Annotated in this window: 17 protein-coding genes; 12 read left to right on the top strand and 5 right to left on the bottom strand. The window is 64.8% G+C overall.

Going from position 1 to position 22,983, the window contains the following annotated elements:
* Positions 1 to 7: 7 nt before the first annotated feature.
* The 7 genes from ftsA (at position 8) to mutT (ending at position 9,045) form a co-directional block, all read left to right on the top strand.
* The gene (gene ftsA, locus ACYVGS_RS04220; RefSeq protein WP_460587387.1) at positions 8 to 1,243 is read left to right on the top strand and encodes a cell division protein FtsA; all 1,236 of its coding nucleotides are present in this window, start codon (positions 8 to 10) and stop codon (positions 1,241 to 1,243) included.
* A 60-nt stretch (positions 1,244 to 1,303) separates the two neighbouring features.
* Complete coding sequence (gene ftsZ, locus ACYVGS_RS04215; RefSeq protein WP_460587386.1) at positions 1,304 to 2,467, top strand: cell division protein FtsZ; 1,164 nt, start codon at positions 1,304 to 1,306, stop codon at positions 2,465 to 2,467.
* 126 nt (positions 2,468 to 2,593) lie between these two features.
* Positions 2,594 to 3,505: a UDP-3-O-acyl-N-acetylglucosamine deacetylase gene (gene lpxC / locus ACYVGS_RS04210; RefSeq protein WP_460587385.1), complete on the top strand. Its 912-nt coding sequence runs from the start codon at positions 2,594 to 2,596 to the stop codon at positions 3,503 to 3,505.
* A gap of 208 nt (positions 3,506 to 3,713) precedes the next feature.
* Positions 3,714 to 4,592 (top strand): M23 family metallopeptidase, encoded by an 879-nt coding sequence (locus tag ACYVGS_RS04205; protein ID WP_460587384.1) that lies wholly within the window; start codon positions 3,714 to 3,716, stop codon positions 4,590 to 4,592.
* An 81-nt stretch (positions 4,593 to 4,673) separates the two neighbouring features.
* Positions 4,674 to 7,403 carry a preprotein translocase subunit SecA gene (gene secA / locus ACYVGS_RS04200; RefSeq protein WP_460587383.1) on the top strand — a complete coding sequence of 910 codons (2,730 nt, stop codon included), beginning with the start codon at positions 4,674 to 4,676 and terminating at the stop codon, positions 7,401 to 7,403.
* A 32-nt stretch (positions 7,404 to 7,435) separates the two neighbouring features.
* A complete protein-coding gene (gene argJ / locus ACYVGS_RS04195; protein WP_460587382.1) occupies positions 7,436 to 8,662 on the top strand; it encodes a bifunctional ornithine acetyltransferase/N-acetylglutamate synthase in 1,227 nt (408 codons plus the stop codon).
* Positions 8,662 to 9,045 (top strand): 8-oxo-dGTP diphosphatase MutT, encoded by a 384-nt coding sequence (gene mutT, locus ACYVGS_RS04190; RefSeq protein ID WP_460587381.1) that lies wholly within the window; start codon positions 8,662 to 8,664, stop codon positions 9,043 to 9,045. Before argJ ends, mutT begins: the two co-directional genes overlap by 1 nt.
* On the opposite strand, the gene coaE is transcribed toward mutT, so the two are convergent.
* The 4 genes from coaE to pilB form a co-directional block, all read right to left on the bottom strand.
* Positions 9,042 to 9,647, bottom strand: coding sequence for a dephospho-CoA kinase (gene coaE / locus ACYVGS_RS04185; RefSeq protein ID WP_460587380.1), 606 nt, complete (start codon positions 9,645 to 9,647; stop codon positions 9,042 to 9,044). The two genes, mutT and coaE, sit on opposite strands and share 4 nt — an antisense overlap.
* 71 nt (positions 9,648 to 9,718) lie before the next feature.
* Entirely contained in the window at positions 9,719 to 10,600 is an 882-nt protein-coding gene (locus tag ACYVGS_RS04180; RefSeq protein ID WP_460587379.1) for a prepilin peptidase, read from the bottom strand.
* A gap of 9 nt (positions 10,601 to 10,609) precedes the next feature.
* Positions 10,610 to 11,836: a type II secretion system F family protein gene (locus ACYVGS_RS04175; RefSeq protein ID WP_460587378.1), complete on the bottom strand. Its 1,227-nt coding sequence runs from the start codon at positions 11,834 to 11,836 to the stop codon at positions 10,610 to 10,612.
* Positions 11,837 to 11,865: 29 nt separating this feature from the next.
* On the bottom strand, positions 11,866 to 13,587 hold the full coding sequence (gene pilB / locus ACYVGS_RS04170) for a type IV pilus assembly protein (protein WP_460587377.1): 1,722 nt from the start codon (positions 13,585 to 13,587) through the stop codon (positions 11,866 to 11,868).
* A gap of 438 nt (positions 13,588 to 14,025) precedes the next feature.
* Here pilB and ACYVGS_RS04165 point away from each other — a divergent pair, with 438 nt between their 5' ends.
* The 5 genes from ACYVGS_RS04165 to ald all read left to right on the top strand — a co-directional run bounded on the left by ACYVGS_RS04165 (position 14,026) and on the right by ald (position 20,584).
* A complete protein-coding gene (locus tag ACYVGS_RS04165) occupies positions 14,026 to 14,514 on the top strand; it encodes a pilin (protein ID WP_460587376.1) in 489 nt (162 codons plus the stop codon).
* A 198-nt stretch (positions 14,515 to 14,712) separates the two neighbouring features.
* Positions 14,713 to 16,572, top strand: a complete 1,860-nt coding sequence (locus ACYVGS_RS04160; protein ID WP_460587375.1) for a hypothetical protein — start codon at positions 14,713 to 14,715, stop codon at positions 16,570 to 16,572.
* A complete protein-coding gene (locus ACYVGS_RS04155; protein WP_460587374.1) occupies positions 16,562 to 18,478 on the top strand; it encodes a hypothetical protein in 1,917 nt (638 codons plus the stop codon). The genes ACYVGS_RS04160 and ACYVGS_RS04155 overlap by 11 nt, the downstream gene beginning before the upstream one ends.
* Positions 18,479 to 19,369 carry a glycosyltransferase family 2 protein gene (locus ACYVGS_RS04150; RefSeq protein ID WP_460587373.1) on the top strand — a complete coding sequence of 297 codons (891 nt, stop codon included), beginning with the start codon at positions 18,479 to 18,481 and terminating at the stop codon, positions 19,367 to 19,369.
* Positions 19,370 to 19,465: 96 nt separating this feature from the next.
* Complete coding sequence (gene ald, locus ACYVGS_RS04145) at positions 19,466 to 20,584, top strand: alanine dehydrogenase (RefSeq protein WP_460587372.1); 1,119 nt, start codon at positions 19,466 to 19,468, stop codon at positions 20,582 to 20,584.
* 5 nt (positions 20,585 to 20,589) lie between these two features.
* Here ald and ACYVGS_RS04140 read toward each other — a convergent pair whose 3' ends face one another.
* Positions 20,590 to 22,779, bottom strand: coding sequence for a malate synthase G (locus tag ACYVGS_RS04140; RefSeq protein ID WP_460587371.1), 2,190 nt, complete (start codon positions 22,777 to 22,779; stop codon positions 20,590 to 20,592).
* Between the last annotated feature and the right edge of the window lie 204 nt (positions 22,780 to 22,983).

Raw genomic sequence — 22,983 nt, 5'->3', positions numbered from 1 at the left:
GACTGCCATGGGCAGCGCACAGGACAAACGCATGATCGTGGCACTGGACATCGGCACCTCCAAGGTGGTGGCGATTGTCGGCGAGTTGACCAGCGACGGGGGCATCGAGATCGTCGGTATCGGCTCGCACCCCTCCAAGGGCATGAAGAAGGGCGTGGTGGTGAACATCGAATCCACCGTGCAGTCCATTCAGCGGGCGGTGGAGGAGGCCGAGCTGATGGCCGGCTGCCAGATCCACTCCGTCTACGCGGGGATCGCCGGCAGCCACATCCGCAGCCTGAACTCCCACGGCATCGTGGCGATCCGCGAGCGGGAGGTGTCTCACCTGGAGATCGAGCGTGTGCTGGATGCCGCCAAGGCGGTGGCCATCCCCCAGGACCAGAAAATTCTGCACATCCTTCCCCAGGAGTATGTCATCGACAACCAGGAGGGCATCAAGGAGCCCCTGGGCATGTCGGGTGTACGCCTGGAGGTCAAGGTGCACCTGGTCACCTGTGCCGAGAATGCGGCCCAGAACATCGAGAAGTGCATCCGCCGCTGCGGACTGGATGTCGAGGAAATCATTCTCGAACAGCTGGCCTCCAGCCACGCCGTATTGACCGACGATGAGCGCGAACTCGGGGTCTGCCTGGTGGATATCGGCGGCGGCACCACGGATATCGCCGTGTTCACCGAGGGCTCCATCCGCCACACCGGGGTGATCCCGATCGCCGGCGACCAGGTGACCAACGACATCGCCATGGCCCTGCGTACGCCGACCCAGTACGCCGAGGAGATCAAGATCAAGTACGCCTGCGCCCTGACCCAGCTGGCCGGGCCGGACGAGACCATCAAGGTGCCCAGCGTGGGTGACCGCCCGCCGCGGGACCTGTCCCGCCAGGCGCTGGCAGAGGTCGTCGAGCCCCGCTATGACGAGCTCTTCACCCTGGTGCAGGCCGAACTGCGCCGCAGTGGCTTCGAGGACATGGTGCCCGCGGGCATCGTCCTGACTGGCGGCACCGCCAAGATGGAAGGCGTGGTCGAGCTGGCCGAGGAAATCTTTCACATGCCGGTGCGGGTGGGTTACCCGCAGACGGTCAAGGGGCTGAACGACATCGTGCGCAACCCGATCTACTCCACCGGGGTGGGCCTGCTGCAGTACGGGCAGCGCCAGCTGGCTGAACGCAGCGCCGCGGGGGGTGACCTGGACGATGGCACAGGCCTGTTCGCGCGCCTGCGCGGCTGGCTGCAGAGCAATTTCTGATTTTCAAGCGGTAAATCGCCGCGCGCGAGCGCGGCAAACACGAGAAAGGGGAGAAAGACCATGTTTGAACTGATTGACAACGTACCTCAGAACGCGGTCATCAAGGTCATCGGTATCGGTGGCGGCGGTGGCAATGCCGTGAAACACATGATCGACAACCGGGTGGAAGGCGTCGATTTCATCTGCGCCAACACCGACGCCCAGGCGCTCTCGGACATCGAGTCGCGCACGGTGCTGCAGCTGGGCAATAGCATCACCAAGGGCCTGGGTGCCGGCGCCAACCCCGAGGTGGGTCGCGCCGCGGCGATGGAAGATCGCGATCGCATCGCCGAGTCCCTGCGCGGTGCCGATATGGTGTTCATCACCGCCGGCATGGGCGGTGGCACCGGCACCGGCGGCGCCCCGATCGTTGCCGAAGTGGCGCGGGAAATGGGTATCCTGACGGTCGCGGTGGTGACCCGGCCCTTCCCCTTCGAGGGCAAGAAGCGCCTGGCAATCGCCCAGCGCGGCGTGCAGGAACTGCAGCAATACGTCGATTCGCTGATCACCATTCCCAACGAAAAGTTGCTCGAGGTCCTCGGAAAAAGTACCAGTTTATTGGATGCCTTCCGCGAAGCGAATGATGTATTGTTGGGCGCAGTTCAGGGTATTGCCGACCTGATTATTCGCCCCGGCATGATCAACGTGGACTTCGCCGACGTACGTACGGTGATGTCCGAAATGGGCATGGCGATGATGGGAACCGGCAGTGCCCGCGGTGAAAACCGTGCCCGGGAAGCTGCGGAGCGCGCGATCAACAGCCCGCTGCTGGACGATATCGACCTGCAGGGCGCACGCGGCATCCTGGTCAACATCACCGCGGGTCTCGACCTTTCCCTGGGTGAGTTCTCCGAGGTGGGTGACACCATCGAGGAGTTCGCCTCCGACGAGGCGACGGTCGTGGTCGGCACGGTAATCGACCCCGACATGAGCGATGAGATCAAGGTAACTGTCGTGGCCACGGGCCTCGGCGGGGAGGCGGCCCGGGTGCCGCTGCAGGTGGTGGATGCGCCGGCACAGCGCCAGGCGGAGTCGGGTTCCGAGCCCAACTACCGGGATTACGAACGCCCCACCATGATGCGTCGCGCACGCGGCGGCGCAGGGCAGGCAGCTGCCGCGGCCCTCGAAGCCGGCGGCGAGGAGTATTTCGATATTCCCGCCTTCCTGCGCCGACAGGCCGACTAAGCGGGTAGTCCGTCCAGACGCGGCTGCCTGGCTCGGGCCACATTGCGTGATGCGGCCCCAGGGGTGCCCCGGACAGTTCAGGCTGCCGGGGCCCTGGCAAGGTAATGGACACGAACGGACGGACCTATGATTCGACAGCGGACTCTGCGCAATGCCATCCAGGCGACCGGAATTGGCCTGCACACCGGCGACAAGGTCTATCTGAACCTGTGTCCGGCGCCCGTCAACACCGGTATTGTGTTCCGTCGCACCGACCTCGACCCGGTGGTCGAGATCCCCGCGCGCGCGGAGAACGTCGTCGAGACCACGCTGTCCACCACCCTCTGCGCCAATGGCGAGAAGGTGTCGACCGTGGAACACCTGATGGCGGCGATGGCGGGGCTGGGTATCGACAATGCCTATGTCGATGTCAGCGCCTCCGAAGTGCCGATCATGGACGGCAGTGCGGGGCCCTTCGTGTTCCTGATCCAGTCCGCTGGAATCGAGGAACAGGCAGTGGCCAAGAAATTCATCCGCATCAAGCGTCCGCTGGTTGTGGAGGACGGAGACAAGCGAGCCAGCTTCCTCCCCTTTGATGGCTTCAAGGTCTCCTTCACCATCGACTTCGACCATCCGGTGTTCCGCGATCGGTCTCCCCACGCGGAGATCGATTTTTCCACCAGCTCCTTCGTCAAGCAGGTGAGCCGTGCGCGGACCTTCGGTTTCATGCACGAGATCGAGTACCTCCGCTCCCGCGGCCTGGCCCGCGGCGGCAGTGTCGACAACGCCATCGTGGTGGATGAATATCGCATTCTCAACCAGGATGGTTTGCGCTACGACGACGAGTTCGTGCGCCACAAGATCCTCGATGCCATCGGTGATCTCTACCTGATGGGTTACAGCCTGATCGGCGAGTTCCGCGCCTACAAGTCCGGGCACGCCCTCAATAATGCCGTGGTGCGCAGCCTGATCGCCCAGCCGGACAGCTGGGAGATGGTGACTTTCGAGGACGAGGCCAGCGCCCCGATCTCCTACGCTCTGGCCCCCGCGGCCGCCTGAGCACACGCTATCCGCAATCGGCCCGGCGTCGCGCCGGCTCACCGCCGACCGGGCCCCTGGATCGGCCCCAGCTGCGGTGCCCGTGGCCAAATCTGAAGTGGTAATATTTACACGCCTGTGGCATAGTCACGCGCCTGTATCCTGCAGCCGGTTGTCAATGAAGGTCGTCCTCATACACCGAAAGCATGGCGGTTCGCGGTCTGTCGAATTGGGCCGCTGGTCCCGTGCCCTGCTATCCCTGTGCTGTCTCGGGCTTCCCCTGGGGCTGGTGGCGCTGGGGTATTTTGTCGGTCAGCAGGCCGAGGCCCGCGCCGTGCGCGAAAGCTCCCTGGACAGCATGCAGGATGAGCTGGCCTCACAGTCCTCCGAACTTCAGGGCCTGAGAGCCCGGGCTGAACGCAAGCTGCAGGCCCTGTCCATGGGCTTGGCGGAGCTGCAGGCGCGGATGACCCGACTAGATGCCCTCGGCGAACACCTCGCCGGCATGGCGAACCTCGAGGCCGGGGAGTTTGATTTCAGCCAGACACCGGCCGTGGGTGGGCCGCTCGCCCCCGATTACGGCGTCGACCTCCTGGCGCCCGGTCTCACCGAGGACATGGAGGCTTTCGCCGAGCGTCTCAGTCGGCGCGAGCACGAGCTGGATATCCTTGAATCGCTGCTGACCCACCGCAAACTGGATGACCAGGCCTGGGTCTCCGGGCGCCCTGTCGAGAAAGGTTACATCTCCTCGGGCTACGGCGTCCGCACCGATCCCTTCACCGGCAAGCGCTCCAGCCACTACGGCATTGATTTCGCCGGCCCCGCGGGGTCCAACGTGGTGGCCGTGGCCAGCGGTGTGGTGACCTGGTCGGGGCGCAAGCCCGGCTACGGCAATCTGGTCGAGCTGTCCCACGGCGACGGGCTGGTAACGCTGTACGCCCATAACCAGGACAACCTGGTGCAGCCGGGGGACGTTGTACGCAAGGGTGAGCCGATCGCCCTGATGGGCTCCAGCGGCCGCGCTACCGGCTCCCACGTGCACTTCGAAGTGTACAAGCACGGCCGCCCGGTCGACCCCTCCAGCTACGTGCGCCGCACGCGACGCTGACAGCTTCCTCGCAGCAGGTACCAAGGCCCCGTCCGAGACCTATCCGGGCGGGCAGTTCCGTATATCGCGACGACCAATGACATGATCACCAATGCAATGAAAAAAATCTTCGGCACCCGCAACGAGCGGGAGCTGAAACGCCTGCGCAAGGTTGTGCGCCAGATCAATGCCCTCGCCGACGAGATCAAGGCGCTGGACGACACTGCCCTGGCGGCAAAAAGCGACGAGTTCCGCCAGCGCCTGGAGCAGGGCGAAAGTCTCGACCGGATCCTGCCGGAGGCCTTCGCGGTCTGCCGCGAGGCCAGTGAGCGCACCCTGGGGATGCGTCACTTCGACGTGCAGCTGATCGGTGGCATGGCGCTGCACGAGGGCAAGATTGCCGAGATGCGCACCGGGGAGGGCAAGACCCTGGTGGCGACCCTGCCCACCTACCTGAACGCCCTGACTGGCCACAGCGTGCACCTGGTGACGGTGAACGATTACCTGGCCGGCCGCGACGCCCACTGGATGGGCCCGCTCTACCGCTTCCTCGGGCTGAGTGTCGGCGTGGTGCGCGCGGGACAGTCCCAGGAGGAGAAGCGCCAGGCCTACCGTTGCGACGTGATCTACGGCACCAACAATGAGTTCGGCTTCGACTACCTGCGCGACAACATGGCCTTCAGCCTGGAGGACAAGATGCAGGGGGAGCTGGCCTTCGCCATTGTCGACGAGGTGGACTCCATCCTGATCGACGAGGCGCGCACCCCGCTGATCATCTCCGGTGCCTCGGAGGACAGCTCCGCCCTCTACAAGCGCATCAACAAGCTGGTGCCCCTGTTGAAGGAAGACAGCGAGGGCCAGGAAGGCCACTACACGGTTGATGAGAAGCAGCGCCACATCGAGCTCAACGAAGCCGGCCACGAGTTTGTCGAGGATCTGCTGGTCAAGGAAGGCTTGCTGGAGGAGGGCGACAGCCTCTACGCCGCCACCAACCTGGGCCTGCTGCAGCACGTCTACTCCGGCCTGCGCGCCCACGTGCTGTTCAACCGCGACGTGGAGTACATCGTCCAGAACAACCAGGTGGTGCTGATCGACGAGCACACCGGCCGCACCATGCCCGGGCGGCGCCTGTCCGAGGGCCTGCACCAGGCCATCGAGGCCAAGGAAGGGGTGCCGATCCAGAGCGAGAGCCAGACCCTGGCCTCGACCACCTTCCAGAACTATTTCCGCATCTACGGCAAGCTGGCGGGGATGACCGGGACCGCGGACACCGAGGCCTTCGAATTCCGCCAGATCTACGGCCTGGAAGTGCTGGTGATTCCGCCCAACAAGCCGCCCCAGCGGGTGGACCTGAACGACCTGGTCTATCTGACCCGGGAGGAGAAGTTCGACGCGATCATCGCCGACGTGCAGTCCTGCATGGAGAAGGGCGCGCCGGTGCTGGTCGGCACCGCCTCGGTGGAAACCTCCGAAGAGCTGTCCCACCGCTTCCGCCAGGACAAGATCGAGCACAAGGTACTCAACGCCAAATACCACGAGCAGGAAGCCGAGATCATTGCCCAGGCGGGTCGGCCGGGCGTGGTTACCATTGCCACCAACATGGCGGGGCGGGGTACCGACATTGTCCTGGGTGGCAACCTGGATGCCGAGATCGAGTCCCTCGGCGAGGTCACCGCCGAGCAGCGGGAGGAATTGCGCAAGGCCTGGCAGGCGCGCCACGATCAGGTGCTGGAGGCCGGCGGCCTGCATATCCTGGGCACCGAACGCCACGAGTCGCGCCGCATCGACAACCAGCTGCGCGGCCGTGCCGGGCGCCAGGGTGACCCGGGTGTGTCCCGTTTCTACCTGTCCCTGGAAGACAACCTGATGCGCATCTTCGCCTCGGACCGTGTCAAGGGCTTCATGCAGGCCCTGGGCATGGAGAAGGGCGAAGCCATCGAGCACCGCATGGTCACCAATGCCATCGAAAAGGCCCAGCGCAAGGTGGAGGGTCGCAACTTCGACATCCGCAAGCAGTTGCTGGAGTACGATGACGTCGCCAACGATCAGCGCCAGATCATCTACAAGCAACGCAACGAGCTGCTCAACGAGGGCGACATCAGCCCGATGATCACGGCGATCCGCGAGGACGTGGTCAACGACGCGATCTCCTCCTACATACCGCCCCAGAGCGTGGAAGAGCAGTGGGATATTCCCGGGCTGGAAAAACAGCTGGAGGCGGAGTTCGCCATCCACTTGCCGGTGCAGCAGTGGCTGGACGAGGACAAGAACCTCCACGAGGAAAACCTGCGCGAGCGCATCGTCGCCGAGATCCAGACGGCCTACGACGCCAAGTGCGAATCGGTTGGCCCGGCCATGCGCAAGATCGAGAAGCAGATTATGCTGCAGGTACTGGACACCCTGTGGAAGGACCACCTCGCCACCATGGACCAGCTGCGCCAGGGCATTCACCTGCGCGCCTACGCCCAGAAGAACCCCAAGCAGGAATACAAGCGCGAATCCTTCGCCCTGTTCGAGCAACTGTTGCAGAATCTCAAGTACGAGGTGATCAAGTTCCTCAGCCACGTGCAGATTCAGCGCCAGGACGAGGCGGCCCAGATCGAGGCGCGCCGTCGCGAGGCGGCGGAGAAGGAACGCCTGGCCTTCCAGCACGCGGCGGCCTCGGCGCTCGCGGAGGAGTCGCAGTCCGACGAGGGCCAGGGCGAACCCCGGGGAGATGCGGCGGCGACTCCCCAGACCGTGGTGCGCGACCAGCCCAAGGTGGGCCGCAACGACCCCTGCCCCTGCGGCAGCGGGAAAAAGTACAAACAGTGTCACGGCCGTTTGAGCTGAGCACCAGTCGATAGATAGCAGGAGATGGCCGCATGGCGGTGGGTGAAGACAAGCTGGTAACGCTGTTGCCGGTGCCGGGCGTCCGGCTGGCAACGGTCTGTGCCGGTATCAAGAAGCCGGGCCGCCGGGACCTGGTGGTCCTGGAGCTGGCCCCCGGCAGTCATTGTGCCGGTGTGTTTACCCGCAACGCTTTCTGCGCGGCGCCGGTGGTGGTGGCCCGGGAGCACCTGGGCCAGAGTCGTGGTCGGCCGAACTACCTGCTGGTGAATACCGGCAATGCCAATGCCGGCACCGGGGAGCGCGGCCTCGCCGACGCTCGCCGCTGCTGCGAGGCCTTGGCCGAGATGGCCGGGGTGGATGCGAAGGGCGTATTACCCTTTTCCACCGGGGTGATTGGCGAGCCGCTGCCGGTGGGGCGGATCACGGATGCCCTGCCCCTGGCGATAGAGGGTCTCACTGGCGACGGCTGGCTGGAGGCCGCCCACGGCATCATGACCACCGATACGCGGCCCAAGGGTCACTCCCTGCGTTTCAGCTGCGAGGGTCGCGACTACACCATCACCGGCATCGCCAAGGGCGCCGGCATGATCCGGCCCAACATGGCCACCATGCTCGGCTTTCTGGCCACCGATGCCGCGGTCAGCCAGCCCGTGCTGCAGGCGCTGATCACCGAGGCGGCGGAACTGTCCTTCAACCGCATCAGCGTCGACGGCGACACCTCCACCAATGATGCCTGCGTGCTGGCGGCGACTGGCGCGGCCGGCAATCCACTGCTGGAGACCCTGGAGGGGGCGCTCTACGACGCCCTGCGGGAGGCGGTGCAGGCCGTCTGTGTCGAGCTGGCTCAGGGGCTGGTGCGCGATGGCGAGGGCGCCAGCAAGTTCGTCACCATCGCGGTGAACGGCGGTCGCAACGAGCAGGAATGCCTGGATGTGGCTTTCACCATCGCCCACTCGCCGCTGGTGAAGACCGCGCTGTTTGCCTCCGACCCCAACTGGGGGCGCCTGCTGGCCGCCATCGGTCGCGCCGGTCTGCCCGAGCTCGACGTCAACCGGGTATCGGTATTTCTCAATGGCGTTCTGATTGCCGAGAACGGCTGTCGCGCAGCCAGCTACACCGAGGAGCAGGGCGTGGCCGCGATGGCGCCGGAGGAGATCACTATCCGCGTCGAGCTGGACCGCGGCGCGGCCGAGGCACAGGTCTGGACCACGGATTTCTCCTATGATTACGTGCGCATCAATGCGGAGTACCGCACCTGATGGCGGCGCTGCATGTGGCGGTGGGCGTTCTCACGGCCGCGGACGGACGTGTGCTGATCGCCCGGCGCGCGGCCAAGGCCCACCAGGGCGGCCTGTGGGAGTTCCCCGGTGGCAAGGTGGAGCCCGGCGAGAGCGTGCAGCAGGCCCTGGCGAGGGAGTTCGCCGAAGAGTTGGGCGTTGCGGTGCATGCGACCCAGCCCTTGTTGCTGCAGCCCTTCGATTACGGCGACAAGGCAGTGCTGCTGGATGTGCATCGCATTACTGACTGGAGTGGCGAGCCCCGCGGGCTGGAGGGACAGCCCCTGGCCTGGGTCGCGCCCGCGGCACTCGAAGGCTACGCCTTCCCAGCGGCCAACCAGCGGATCCTGCGGGCGCTGGTCTAGGTCCGCTCCGCCCGCTGCAGAAACTCCCGGTGTAATTCCTCCACCGTGTTGTCCAGGTCTTCCAGGCTGCGGCTGTTGTCGATCACGATATCGGCCCGGGCCAGGCGCTCCTCCCGGGCGAGCTGTGCGGCCATGATGCGTTTGACCTGTTCCGCATCGTTGTTGTCCCGGGCCATGGTGCGCTCCAGCTGCACGGCTTCGGGTACGTCGACCACCACGATCAGGTCGACCAGCAGGCGCTGCTGGCCCTCCAGCAGCAGCGGCGAGGCGAGGATCGCATAGGGGGAGCTGGCCGCTTCCAGCTGATCCTCGATTTCCTCCCCGATCAGGGGATGGGTGAGCCCTTCCAGCCACTGCCGTTCGGCGGGTTCGGCAAAAACGATCTTGCGCAGGGCCGCGCGGTCCAGTTCGCCCTCGGCAGTCAGTACCCCGCTGCCGAAATGCTTGGCAATCGCCGCGAGGGCGGGGCTGCCGCCCTCGACCACCTTGCGCGCCGCCAGGTCTGCGTCCACCACGGTAATGCCGCGGGCAGCGAAGCGGTCGGTGACGGCGGTCTTGCCGCTGCCGATGCCGCCGGTGATGCCCACAATCAATTTGCTCATGCGTTGAAACTCTCCCGAGTTGCCCGTTGTTGCTGCCCGTTCTGGCGCCGCTGTCGAGAGGGCCGGCGCTGTCAGGGGCTGATGCCGACCGCCCCCAGGTAGCTTGCCATCCAGGCGTCACCCCAGAGCAGGGCCAGCCAGCCGGCGGCCGCCAGCCAGGGCCCGAAGGGCAGCGGCACGTCCTTGCCGCGACCACTGAGGGCCATCAGTGCCAGGCCCACCACGGCGCCCACCAGGGAGGAGAGCAGGATGATGACCGGCAGCGCCTCCCAGCCGAGCCAGGCGCCGAGGGCCGCGAGCAGCTTGAAATCACCGTAGCCCATGCCCTCCTTGCCCGTGGCCAGCTTGAACAGCCAGTACACACTCCACAGCAGCAGGTAGCCGCAGACCGCTCCGAGTACCGCCTCCGGCAGGGGCGCGAAGGTGCCCGTGAGGTTGAACAGCAGGCCCAGCCAGAGCAGGGGCAGGGTGATATTGTCCGGCAGCAGTTGGGTGTCGAGGTCAATCAGGGCCAGGGCCAGCAGGGCCCAGGTGAGGAACATGGCCCCGAGCAGTTGCAGTGACAGGCCGAAGTGCAGGCCCAGCAGCAGGGTCAGCAGGCCACAGGCCAGTTCCACGATCGGGTAGCGCGGCGAGATGGCGCAGCCGCAGCTGGCGCAGCGCCCCCGCAGCAGCAGCCAGCTGAGGACGGGAATATTGTGCCAGGGCTTGACCGCTGCCTTGCAGCGGGGGCAGTGGGAGTTGGGGCTGGCCAGGCTAAGCGGGGGATCGCCGGCCCCGGGGTCGGGCTGCTCCAGCAGCTCGCAGCAGTCCCGCCGCCACTGGGCCTCGAGCATTTTCGGCAGCCGGTAGGCCACCACATTGAGAAAACTGCCGACCACCAGGCCCAGCAGCAACAGGCTGCTGTACAGCCACCAGCCGTATTCCGCCACGAGTGCCGTGAAATCCGCCAAGACCGGGGCTTAGATAACCGAGCCGAGCATGAAGATCGGCAGGTACATGGCGATCATCAGGCCGCCCACCAGGATCCCCAGCACCGACATGATGATGGGCTCCATCAGCGAGCTCAGGCTGTCCACCGCGTTGTCCACGGCTTCCTCGTAGAAGTTGGCCACCTTGTCCAGCATTTCGTCCAGGGCGCCGGATTCCTCACCGATCGACACCATTTGCAGCAACATGTTCGGAAACAGGCCCGTGGAGCGCACCGACTGGTACAGCGTGGCACCGGTGGAGACGTCGTCGCGGATCTGCAGGATCGCCTTGGCGTAGACCGAGTTGCCCGCCGCCCCGGCAGTGGACTGCAAGGCGTCTACCAACGGCACCCCGGCGGCGAAGGTGGTGGCCAGGGTGCGCGAGAAGCGCGCGATCACCGCATCGTGCACGATGGTACCGATCACCGGCAGGCGCAGGGCGAGGCGGTCGAGAAACTCCGCGAAGGCGACCGAGCGGTGCTTGGCCTCCCGGAAGGCGTAGCCGATTGCGATCAGTGCCAGCAGGATGATGAACCACCACTCCTGCATGAAGTTGGACAGGCTCACCACCATCAGGGTGAAAGCGGGCAGGTCGGAACCGAAGCTGCGGAAGGTTTCGGCAAACTGCGGCACTACCTTGATCAGCAGGATGGCAGTGACCACGATGGCGACGATGACCACCGCCGTGGGGTAGGTCATGGCCTTCTTGATCTTCGCCTTCAGGGCCTCGGTCTTTTCCTTGTAGGTGGCCACGCGGTCGAGCATGACCTCGAGGGTGCCCGAGCCCTCGCCCGAGGCCACCAGGCTGATGAACAGGTCGTCGAAGTGGCGCGGGTACTTGGCCAGGGAGGGCGCCAGGCCGGTGCCGGTGGCGACGTCGTTCTTGATGTTGACCACCATGTCGCGCATCTTGGGCTTTTCCAGGCCCTCGGCGACGATATCAAAGCTCTGCACCAGGGGCACGCCGGCCTTCATCATGGTGGCCAGCTGCCGGGTAAAGATGGCGATGTCCGCGGGCTTGATCGGCTTGCCGCCCCCGAACAGGGGCTTGGGTTTCTTGCGCACGCTCTTGGGCTTGATGCCCTGGGTGCGCAGCTGCGCCCGCGCGGCGGCGGTATTCTGGGCGGTGATTTCCCCCTGGGTATCACGGCCCTGACGATCGGTGCCGCGCCAGACGAAGATGTCGCTTTTGGCTGCTGCGCTTGTGGAGGTTGCCATCTGTGGTTCCTGTCGGCCCTGCGCCTAGTCTAGTCGGTCGTGACCCGGTTGACCTCCTCCAGGCTGGTTACCCCCTGGGCAACCTTCCTCAGGGCGGAGGTGTGGATGTCGTTGAAGCCTTCCTTGCGCGCCTGCTCGTGAATCTGGCGGGCATTCCCCTGCTCGAGGATCAACTGCGAGATGGTCGGAGTGATGCGTACCACCTCGTAGATGCCAACCCGGCCCTTGTAGCCGTCCTTGCAGTGATCGCAGCCAACTGCCTTGCGAATATCGGCGTCTTGCAGTTGTTCTTCGGTGAAACCCTCTTCCAGCAGCACGTCGAGGGGCAGGTCGGCGGGCTCGCTGCACTCCTTGCACAAGCGCCGCGCCAGACGCTGGGCGATGATCAGGTTGACCGAGGTGGCGAGGTTGAAGGAGGGCACCCCCATGTTGAGCAGGCGGGTCACGGTTTCCGCGGCACTGTTGGTGTGCAGGGTCGAGAGCACCAGGTGGCCGGTCTGGGCTGCCTTGATGGCGATCTCGGCGGTTTCCAGGTCCCGGATCTCCCCCACCATGATGACGTCCGGGTCCTGGCGCAGAAAGGCGCGCAGGGCTTCGGCAAAGCCCAGGCCCACCTTGTGGTTCACGTGCACCTGGTTGATGCCTTCCAGGTTGATTTCCACCGGATCCTCCGCGGTGGAGATGTTGCGCTCGGGCTGGTTTAGCAGGTTGAGGCCGGTGTAGAGCGAGACCGTTTTACCCGAGCCCGTGGGGCCCGTCACCAGAATCATGCCCTGGGGCTTGGACAGGGCGTTCAGGTACATGGCCTTCTGCTCTTCCTCGTAACCCAGGGCATCAATGCCCATCTGGGCACTGGAGGGATCGAGAATACGCAGCACCACCTTTTCGCCGAACAGGGTCGGCAGGGTGTTGACCCGGAAGTCGATGTTGCGGTTGCGCGAGAGGCGCATCTGGATGCGCCCGTCCTGGGGCACGCGGCGCTCGGAGATGTCCATCTGCGACATGATCTTGAGGCGCGCGGCCAGACGCGGTGCCAGGGTCTTCGGCGGCTTTACCACCTCGCGCAGGATGCCGTCGGTACGAAAGCGCACCCGGTAGGTCTTCTCGTAGGGCTCGAAGTGAATGTCCGAGGCCCCCTGCTTGATGGCGTCGATCAACACCTTGTTGACGAAGCGCACGATGGGGGTTTCATCGATGCTGCTGGTGTCGCTGGCCTCCTCGCCCTCGCGGTCCTCCACCGCGCTGATGTCGATGCCCTCGAGGTCCTCGGATTCCAGGTCACCGAGGCCGTCGCCCAGTGTGTCCTGGGCATCGATCCATTCGGCAATGACCTTGCTGAGGGCGCGTTCCTCCACCAGCACGGCGTCGGTATTGATGCCGGTGTGAAACTTGATTTCATCCAGCGCCGCGAGGTTGGTGGGGTCGGACACGGCGATAAACAGGCGGTTGCCGCGGCGGAACAGGGGCAGGGCGTGGTGCTTCTGCACCAGGGCGACATCCACCAGGCCGGCAGGGAGGGCGCCCATATTGAAGGCGCCGATATCGAACAGCGGGACGCCAAATTCCATGGAGGCGATTTCGGCAATGCGCTCGCTGTCGAGATTGCGCTTGTCGACCAGGTATTTGACCAGCGGGACGCGCTCATAGACGGCTTCGCGCTGGGCCGCCTTGGCTTCGTCGGCGGTCAGCAGGCCTTCGATGACCAGCCGCCCGGCGAGACCGCTGAGCTGGCCAATTGCCCTCTCATTCATGATTGTGCATCCCTGTCATCACTGAGCCCGTGCACCCGGCAAGCTGTTATTAGCGCCAGTATACCCCCCCTGACTTCAGGCTAATACCCCGTATTGTGCTGTAAAAGCATGATTTACTGCCGGTTTCGCCCCCGGTCTGACGTCAATCGGCAGGCTTGTGTGACGATTTGTGTCAGCTCTTGGTGTTGGGTGACGTATTTTGTCAGCTGCTGCGATCGCGGGCCCGGCATGAGTTGAGCATTGCGTGACCACCTCGAGTGCTGGCCGGCGCATTCGGGGCTTTGATAGCGAGAAACCTGTAAAAAGTAGGGATTTCGCACGTCAGTCCTTGACGGATCTGTATCCACTGGCACACATTGTGCAGGTACACGAAGGCACGTGTGTTGCCGCGTGAGCATCGCAACAGATCATAATCCCCCGGGGGAGAGGAGCAGAAGCATGAAACAGGTACAGAAGGGTTTTACCCTGATCGAACTGATGATCGTGATCGCGATCGTCGGCATTCTGGCGGCTATTGCGCTGCCGGCTTATCAGGATTACACGGTACGGGCGCGCATGTCTGAGCCGATGGCGAAGCTGGCGGAGAGTAAGGCGACGATTGCGGAGTACTATGTTGCGAATGGGTCTCTTCCCACAAGCCTCACATTGTCTGACGTTGGTCTAGCAGGGCTTGAGGCGGATATCGGCACAGAGATTGTCGAGTCGATGACTTTGGAAGTGACCACTAATGGACCAGCCGTTAGTATTTTCGTTCATGCTTCCGTAATGCCGGGTGAGACCAATGCGCTTGCGTTCCAGCTTTCAGGGACGACGCGATCCAATGGATCCATTGCTTGGAAGTGTAAGCCCGGCGAAGGTGCAGTTGGGGCTGGCCCTGGTGCTACTCCTATCCCAACTAAATGGCTCCCGGCAAATTGCCGCGGCTAAATTTCAAGCCTCTTCGAAAAGCCCGGCAGATGCCGGGCTTTTTTGTGGCTATCTGTGTAAGCTGCAGCCCTTATTTGCCTGACTCTTCCTACATGGATGCTTAATCTACATTTCAGACGCCCCTCACGCTTACTGATCTCCGTTCTGTTAGGGGTTTTCGTTTTTTCCCTCTATCGCTTGGGTCTCGGTGATCTTTGGTTGTTCGATGATCACTCCAACCTACTGGAAAACAGTCATCTCGATTTTGTCCCGACGGTAGCCGACGAGTGGCGCACCGCAGCCCTGAGCTCCGACGCCGGTCCCCTGCGCCGCCCCCTGGCCATGTTCAGCTTTGCCGCCAATAGCGCCCTGGGGGACGGGCTATCACCCCTGGCGGTCAAAGCAACCAACCTGGGGATCCATCTGCTGGCAGGCCTGCTGCTGGGTGGCTTGGCTCTCGCGATTCTGCGGGTGGTGGCGCCGGGCACGGAGCGCGAGGAGCGCAACCATTGGATTGCCCTGCTGGCCGCGGCGCTCTGGCTGCTGCAGCCGCTGCATGTGTCCACGGTCCTTTACGCTGTGCAGCGGATGGCCCAGCTCGCGGCGCTGTTCATGCTGGCTGGCCTTTGGTTGTTTGTGCATTTGCGACAGCGCTGGGCCGAGCAGGGCGCCGGGGTGGCGGAGGTGGTGGCGGCTGGCTTGTGGCTCGGGCTCCTGACCGGGCTGGCGGCGCTGGGCAAGGAAAACGGCCTGCTGCTGCCCTGGCTGCTGGTGGCGGTCGAGGTGAGCCTGTTTCGGGGGCGCTGGGCGGGGCGTGACACGATGTGGCTGGCGCGGCTGAGCTGGGCGGCGCTATTGGCGCCGGTCCTGTTGGCGGGACTGCTGCTTTGGTTGCATCCCGAGTTCTTTTTGCGCGGTTATGGTGGACGCGACTTCAGCCTCGACGAGCGCCTGCTGACCCAGGCTCGCCTGTTGTGGCAGTACCTCTACTGGCTGCTGGTACCGGCGGTCGGCGAGATGGGCTTGCACCACGATGACATTCGCCTTTCCACTGGCGCATTCGCACCCTGGACTACCTTGCCGGCACTGCTGGGCTGGCCTCTGTTGGTAGCGGTCGCACTCTGGCTCCGCGGACGTGTGCCGCTATTGCTGCTTGCCGTGCTGTTCTACCTGATCGGCCATGCCATGGAGTCCACGTTGTGGCCGCTGGAAATGGTATTCGAGCACCGCAATTACTTCCCCTCCGTGGGCTGGATGCTGCTGCTGGCCTGGGCACTGGTCGCCGGGCTCGGTCGCCTGGGGCCACTGCCCGCGGTGGCCGTGCCCCTGGCCTGGTGTCTGCTGTTGGCGGGCTTCCTGTTTATTCGCACCAGCACCTGGTCGGAAGAGTTGCGCCTGGCCCAGGTGAACATGCTCAACCACCCTGAGTCGGTGCGGGCTCGCCATGCGGTGGCCAATCTCCTGCTGGAGCGCTACCTGAATCCCGCGGAGTATGGCCTGGAAGGCGAGGAGCGAGCGGCCTACCTGGTGGAGGCGCGACGGCTCTATGCCGAGAATGCCAGCCGCGACGCGCATGATCTCGGTTCGCTGGTGATGCTCTATCAGCTGGACAGTGCCTACTTCCACGCGCAGACGGAGCCGCGCCAGTGGCTGGAGCCGATTCGCAGGGCGATTGATGCGCGCCCGCTTCAGGTGTCCGATCACATCGCCCTGCGCACCCTGATGACCTGCCTGGGGGAGGCGCGCTGCCGTGCTGACGCAGGTGCGGCGGAGGAATTGATTGCTCTGCTGCGCGCCAGCTACCCGGGCTCGAGCCGCATTGCCGATTTGCACTATCGCTACCTGCGTGCGCGGGGTGTAGCGAGTGACCAGCGGGTCAGTATGCTGGAGGAAACGCTGGTCCAGCACCCTCACGCGATTGGTCTGCGCTACCGGCGCATGGAGGAAGCTGCGGAACAGGGAGATTACGGCAGCGTCTACGAGCAGATGCGCGCGGTGCTGGCGGCTGACGATGATTTTCGTCAATTGAGCCGGCTGCGCGCGCTTTTCGCGCAGCCGGGAGCCAGCCATGAAGGCTAGGCCGTCCCACAATCTCCTCCGACGGGACGCGGCCGCGGGTGTCGTGCTGCTGGCCCTGCTGGCGCTTACAGCTTGGTTGTACTGGCCGGGGACCAGCGGGCCTGCGCTGCTGGATGATGTCTCCAGCGTGCTGGTGATCGACAACCTGCAGGACAACCCGGAGCGCGCCATGGACGCGATCCTCGGCGACGACTCGGGGCCCCTGGGTCGCGTGCTGAGCATGGCGACCTTCGTGGCGGAAAAGCTCTGGCTGGGGGACAGCCTGACGATCAGCAAGCGGGTCAATCTGGCCCTGCACCTCGGCAACGGTCTGCTGGTGTTCCTTGTCCTGCGCCTGCTCCTTGGGCACGTCCGGGCTCCGGCGGTGCCCGTGCTGGCGGCATTGCTGGCTGGCGGCTGGCTGCTGGCGCCGCTGCAGGTGAGCAGTGTGCTCTATGTGGTGCAGCGCATGGCCATGCTGGCGACCACCTGCATGCTGTTGGCCCTGCTGGCATGGATCCTCTGGCGCCAGTCACTGGCGCGCGGCCGTCCCCGCCATGTCTGGCTGTTACTTGCGGTGCTGGCGACGCTCGCGGGCCCGTTTGCCAAGGAAAACGCCGTGGTGGTGATTCCGGTCCTGCTGGTGCTGGAGGCCCTGTGGTTCGAGTGCCGGGATGCGGCGGGGCGGGTCATGCCGCGTCTGCGTAACGCGGTGTGGGGCAGTATCGGACTGGGTGCGCTGGGTCTGGTGGCTGTTGCTCTGCTGCGCTGGGAGTCCCTGGCGGCGCGCTTTGATCACCGGCCTTTCACGCTGGAAGAGCGGTTGCTGACTCAACTGCGGATTCTCTGGGACTATCTTGGTCAACTGTGGTGGCCCGATGTACAGCGGCTGGGTATTTACCATGACGATATCGCTATCTCGACGTCCTTCACCGAGCCGCTGTCAACGCTTTGGGCGGCTCTGGCGTGGGGGGGGCTGTTGCTGCTTGCCGGGCTCGCGGCCTGGCGCTCGACCTCGGGGCGCTGCTTCCTCGCGGGGCTTGCCTGGTACCTGTTGGGGCACGCAGTGGAAAGCAGCGTATTGCCCCTGGAGCTCTATTTCGAGCACCGCAACTATTTTCCCGCGGTGGGTCTGTGGTTGATCCTCGGCCTGCTCCTGGCGCAGGCCATGCGGCTGGGTCGCCCCCTGGTTCTGCCACTGTTGGTTTACCTCGGGGTGTGGGTGGGCTGGCTGGCCCTGCAGACCTCGCCCCTGGTGCAGCTCTGGTCCAGCCGACCATTGTTGACGCTGCACCAGCTAAACGGCCATCCCGCGTCCCCCCGGGCCAACACCGACATGGCGGTGCTGCTGGCGGATGCCGGCGCCTATTCCGAGGCGCGTCACTACTCCGAGCAGGCCTTCGCCCACAGTCGTGGTGAACGGGTGGCGGATCTGGCGCTGCGCAACATCGCCCTGGGCTGCATGGCGGGAAGTGCCATCCCGGCCGAGGAGATCGAGCGCATTGGGCGCCACAACCCCCAGCGCCCGGTCAGCTCGGTCACCACGCTGCTGACCCTGGTGCGCATGCTGCAGGACGACCGCTGTCCGGGTCTGGACCGCGTGCGTTTCGCCAACCACATGGCCAGCCTGTTCCTGGTGGGGGACTTCCGCCGCCGCGCCGCGCCGAACATCTACTTCAGCCTGGCGGTGCTGGAAAATGCCCTGCAGCGCTATGACATGGCCTATCGCTATGCCGATCAATACCTGGCCATGCTGCCCGATAACACCCGCGGCCAGCTGATGCAGCTGCATTTCACCACCGCCTTGGGTAAAGTGGCGGAGGCCGAGGCTCTGAAGACGCGTCTGCTGGAGAAGCGGGCCGCCGGTGAGCTGAGTGTCGGCGACGGGCAGACCCTGGCCCTTTATCTGGAACCGGAGCAGGACTGAGTGGATCTTTCCATCGTCATACCCGCCAAGGACGAGGCGGAAGCCCTCGTCGGACTCTTGCCCCGACTGCGCGAGCAGTGTCCCGACAGCGAGATCATCGTGGTCGACGATGGCTCGCGGGATGCCACGGTGGCGATTTGCCGCGAGGCGGGTGTGCGCGTGCTGTCGCACCCCTACTCCAAGGGCAACGGCGCCGCGATCAAGGCTGGCGCGCGGGCGGCGAGCGGCGACTGGATCCTGTTCATGGACGGCGATGGCCAGCATGACCCGGCGGACATTCCGCGCCTGCGGGAAAAGGCGGGCGAGGGCTATGACCTGGTGGTCGGTGCCCGAGCCGGACGCGACTCCCAGGCCAGCCTGGCGCGCTGGAGCGCGAATACCTTTTACAATCGCTTCGCCAGCTGGATGGTCAACCGGCGCATCGACGATCTCACTTCCGGCTTTCGTCTGGTCAATCGCCGCAAGTTCATGAGTTTCCTCTACCTGCTGCCGAACGGCTTCAGTTATCCGACCACCTCCACCATGGCTTTCTTCCGCGCCGGCTACTCCGTGGGCTTCGTGCCGATCAAGGCGGCCCAGCGGGTGGGTCGCAGCCACATCAATGCCCTGCGCGACGGGGTGCGCTTCTTCCTGATCATCTTCAAGATCGGCACCCTGTATTCGCCCCTCAAGGTCTACTTTCCGCTGGCCGTGCTGCTGGCGGGCATGGGGGTGGTGAACTATGTCGCCGGGGCCATCGGCAGCGGCTTGCTGCGCTTCTCCAACATGAGTTCACTGCTGGTGCTTGCGGGCATGGTGGTGTTTTTCATCGGCCTGCTATCCGAGCAGCTGACCAATCTGCAATACAAGGATGTCGACTCGGATGTGGAGGAGGATAACCCACCCGCCTGACGCTCCTACCCACCCGGGGGTATGAAGTCGCCCCCCCTGCTGTGTCATCCTAGTCCCGGACATCCATCAACCGTTTTCAGCGAGGAGCTTGTCGACATGCTGATCGGGGTACCCAGGGAAATCAAGAATCACGAATACCGCATCGGCCTCACCCCCGCCGGGGTGCGCGAGCTGGTGCACGACGGCCATCAGGTGATGGTGGAGAAGGATGGCGCCGCAGCGATCGGTTTTGACAACGACCAGTACCGCGATGCCGGTGCGGAGATTGTCGCCGGCGCGGAGGAGATCTTCGAGCGCGCCGAGCTGCTGATCAAGGTCAAGGAGCCCCAGCCGGAGGAGTATGCGCGCCTGCGCGAGGGACAGGTGCTGTTCACCTACCTGCACCTGGCCCCGGACCCGGAGCAGGCCAAGGGCCTGCTTGCCTCGGGCGCCACCTGCATTGCCTACGAAACGGTGACCGGCCCCAACAACGGGCTGCCCCTGCTGGCGCCGATGAGTGAAGTGGCTGGGCGCATGGCGATCCAGGCCGGTGCCCACAACCTGGAAAAGGCCCAGGGCGGCAACGGGGTGCTGCTGGGTGGCGTGCCCGGCGTCGAGCCGGCGAAGGTGCTGGTGATCGGCGGCGGCGTGGTGGGCATCAACGCCGCACGCATGGCCATGGGTATGGAGGCCGACGTGACCCTGCTGGACCGGGACCTGCGTCGCCTGAAGGAGCTCGACATGTTCTTCGGCGGGCGTCTGAAAACCGTGTATTCCACCAAGGAGGCGGTCGAGCGCTACGCCTTCGAGGCCGACCTGGTGATCGGCGCGGTTCTGATTCCCGGGGCGGCGGCGCCCAAGTTGATCAGTCGCGAGTTGGTGGAGCGCATGAAACGCGGCGCGGTGATGGTCGACGTGGCCATCGACCAGGGCGGCTGCTTCGAGACCAGCAAGCCCACCACTCACCAGGATCCCACCTTTGTGGTTGACGGCGTGGTGCACTACTGCGTGGCCAACATGCCGGGCGGTGTGGCGCGTACCTCCACCATCGCCCTGACCAATGCCACGCTACCCTATGCGGTGGACCTGGCGCGCAAGGGCGTGGTGCAGGCCTTGAAAGACGACGAGCACCTGCGCAATGGTCTCAACGTGCATGCCGGCCAGGTGACCCACCGGGCGGTTGCGGAGGCCCTGGGCTATGACTTCGTGGAGCCCATGCGCGCGCTGGGTACCTGACACACTCAAGCAGAGGCGGCTCGAGCCGCCTTGGCCTGCCGCCGCCGGGCGTGCAGTACCGGTTCGGTATAGCCGTTGGGCTGCTCGCGGCCCCTGAGCACCAGGTCCAGCGCTGCCTGAAACGCGATGCTGCTGTCGAAGTCGGGGGCCATCGGCCGGTAGGCCGGGTCCCCGGCGTTTTGTCGGTCCACCACTGCCGCCATGCGCTGCAGGGTTTCCCTGACCTGTTCTTCGCTACACACGCCGTGGCGCAGCCAGTTGGCGATGTGTTGGCTGGAGATGCGCAGGGTAGCGCGGTCTTCCATCAGGCCGACGTCGTGGATGTCCGGCACCTTGGAGCAGCCGACGCCCTGGTTCACCCAGCGCACCACGTATCCGAGGATGCCCTGGGCATTGTTGTCCAGCTCCCGCTGGATGTCCGCTTCGGAGAGCCCGGCGGCGCCCTTCAGGGGAATGCTAAGGATGTCATCCAGGGCCGCCATAGGGCGTGCCCGCAGTTCGCGCTGGCGGTCGGCGACATCGGTCTCGTGGTAGTGGATGGCGTGCAGGGTCGCCGCCGTGGGTGAGGGAACCCAGGCCGTACTGGCGCCGGCGCGGGGGTGCGCGCCCTTGTTGGCCAGCATGTCCGCCATCAGGTCGGGCATGGCCCACATGCCCTTGCCGATCTGGGCGCGTCCGGGCAGGCCGCAGGCCAGGCCGACGTCGACATTGCGATCCTCGTAGGCGTGGATCCAGGCCTCCTGCTTCATCGCCCCCTTGGGGGTCATGGCGCCGGCTTCCATGCTGGTGTGGATCTCGTCGCCGGTGCGGTCGAGGAAGCCGGTGTTGATGAAGACCACCCGCTCTTTTGCCACCGCGATGCAGGCCTTGAGATTGACCGTTGTGCGCCGTTCCTCATCCATGATGCCCAGCTTCAGGGTGTAGCGGGGTAGTCCCAGGAGGTCTTCCAGGCGGGCGAAGAGGTCACAGGTGAAGGCCACTTCCTCGGGTCCGTGCATTTTCGGTTTGACGATATAGACGCTGCCCGTGCGCGAATTGCGCAGCGTGTTGTCCGCGCTCTTGCGCAGGTCGTGCAGGGCGATCAGGGCAGTGAAGGCGCCGTCGAGGATGCCCTCGGGGATCTCCTGGCCGTCGCCCCAGAGAATCGCATCGCTGGTCATCAGGTGGCCGACGTTGCGCACGAACATCATGCTGCGCCCCGGCAGCACCAGCTCGCCGCCGTCGGGGGTGGTAAATGTACGGTCCTTGTGCAGACAGCGAGTCAGCTGGCGGCCGCCCTTGTCAAAACGCTCTTCCAGGTCACCGCGCATCAGGCCCAGCCAGTTGCGGTAGACCAGGGTCTTGTCCTCGGCGTCCACCGCGGCGACCGAGTCCTCGCAGTCCTGGATGGTGGTCAGGGCGGCCTCCAGCACCAGGTCCTTGACCCCGGCCGGGTCGGTGGCGCCGACCGGGTGCTGCGGGTCGACCTGGATGTCGATGTGCAGACCGTTGTGGCGCAGTAGCAGGTTGCCCGGGGCGGTGGGCAGTCCGCAGTAGCCGCGGAACTGTGCCGGGTCCCGGAGCCCGCTGGATTCGCCACTGGCCAGTTTGACCATGAGCTGCTGATCAACGACCTGGTAGCGGTGTGCGTCGCGGTGGCTGCCGCTAGCCAGCGGACAGAAACGGTCGAGGAAGTCGCGGGCCCAGTCTATGACCTTCTGGCCACGCACCGGGTTGTAGTCGCCGGAACGTGTGGCGCCTTCGCTTTCGGGGATCACATCGGTGCCATAGAGGGCGTCGTAGAGGCTGCCCCAGCGGGCGTTGGCGGCGTTGAGGGCATAGCGGGCGTTCATCACCGGCACCACCAGCTGTGGCCCGGCGAGTTGACCGATCTCGGGGTCGACATTGGCGGTGCTGATCTGCACATCGTCGGGCTCGGGCAGCAGGTAGCCGATCTCCTCGAGAAACCTGCGATAGGCAGCGCGGTCGTAGTCGGCACCCGGGTGTTCCCGGTGCCAGGCATCGATTTGCGCCTGCATCTGATCGCGGCTGGCCAGCAGCTCGCGGTTGCGCGGTGCCAGTTCATTGACGATGGCCTCCAGGCCCTGCCAGAAGGTTGCCACCTCCACGCCGGTGCCGGGGCTAATCTCCTCCTCAAGCAACTGGAACAGGGGGGCGGCGATCTGCAGGCCACCGCGGCGGATGCGCTCGGTCATGGCTGGTTCCTGTATCTTTAGATTGCGGGCGTTGCCTGCGAGTCTAGGGGAGGGGTGGGTATTCGTCTAATTTATCGTTTTGATCCCGGGTATTTGTTGCATGAACGGCTGTGCGTGTTTTCGCCAGATGCTGCGGTAGCTTTTGGCGAGCTGATTTGATTGCCGTTGTGGCATGCAGACTCTATTCAATCGTGCCAAAATTGA

The organism is Haliea atlantica (assembly GCF_054779855.1).
Note: the sequence above shows the minus strand (reverse complement) of the source record. Positions and strands in the feature narration are given on the sequence as shown.

Excerpts from the sequence above, each read along its gene's own strand:
- ftsA (WP_460587387.1), top strand. The coding sequence starts at position 8 with ATGGGCAGCGCACAGGACAAACGCATGATCGTGGCACTGGACATCGGC.
- ftsZ (WP_460587386.1), top strand. The coding sequence starts at position 1,304 with ATGTTTGAACTGATTGACAACGTACCTCAGAACGCGGTCATCAAGGTC.
- lpxC (WP_460587385.1), top strand. The coding sequence starts at position 2,594 with ATGATTCGACAGCGGACTCTGCGCAATGCCATCCAGGCGACCGGAATT.
- secA (WP_460587383.1), top strand. The coding sequence starts at position 4,674 with ATGATCACCAATGCAATGAAAAAAATCTTCGGCACCCGCAACGAGCGG.
- argJ (WP_460587382.1), top strand. The coding sequence starts at position 7,436 with ATGGCGGTGGGTGAAGACAAGCTGGTAACGCTGTTGCCGGTGCCGGGC.
- mutT (WP_460587381.1), top strand. The coding sequence starts at position 8,662 with ATGGCGGCGCTGCATGTGGCGGTGGGCGTTCTCACGGCCGCGGACGGA.
- coaE (WP_460587380.1), bottom strand. The coding sequence starts at position 9,647 with ATGAGCAAATTGATTGTGGGCATCACCGGCGGCATCGGCAGCGGCAAG.
- ACYVGS_RS04175 (WP_460587378.1), bottom strand. The coding sequence starts at position 11,836 with ATGGCAACCTCCACAAGCGCAGCAGCCAAAAGCGACATCTTCGTCTGG.
- pilB (WP_460587377.1), bottom strand. The coding sequence starts at position 13,587 with ATGAATGAGAGGGCAATTGGCCAGCTCAGCGGTCTCGCCGGGCGGCTG.
- ACYVGS_RS04165 (WP_460587376.1), top strand. The coding sequence starts at position 14,026 with ATGAAACAGGTACAGAAGGGTTTTACCCTGATCGAACTGATGATCGTG.
- ACYVGS_RS04155 (WP_460587374.1), top strand. The coding sequence starts at position 16,562 with ATGAAGGCTAGGCCGTCCCACAATCTCCTCCGACGGGACGCGGCCGCG.
- ald (WP_460587372.1), top strand. The coding sequence starts at position 19,466 with ATGCTGATCGGGGTACCCAGGGAAATCAAGAATCACGAATACCGCATC.
- ACYVGS_RS04140 (WP_460587371.1), bottom strand. The coding sequence starts at position 22,779 with ATGACCGAGCGCATCCGCCGCGGTGGCCTGCAGATCGCCGCCCCCCTG.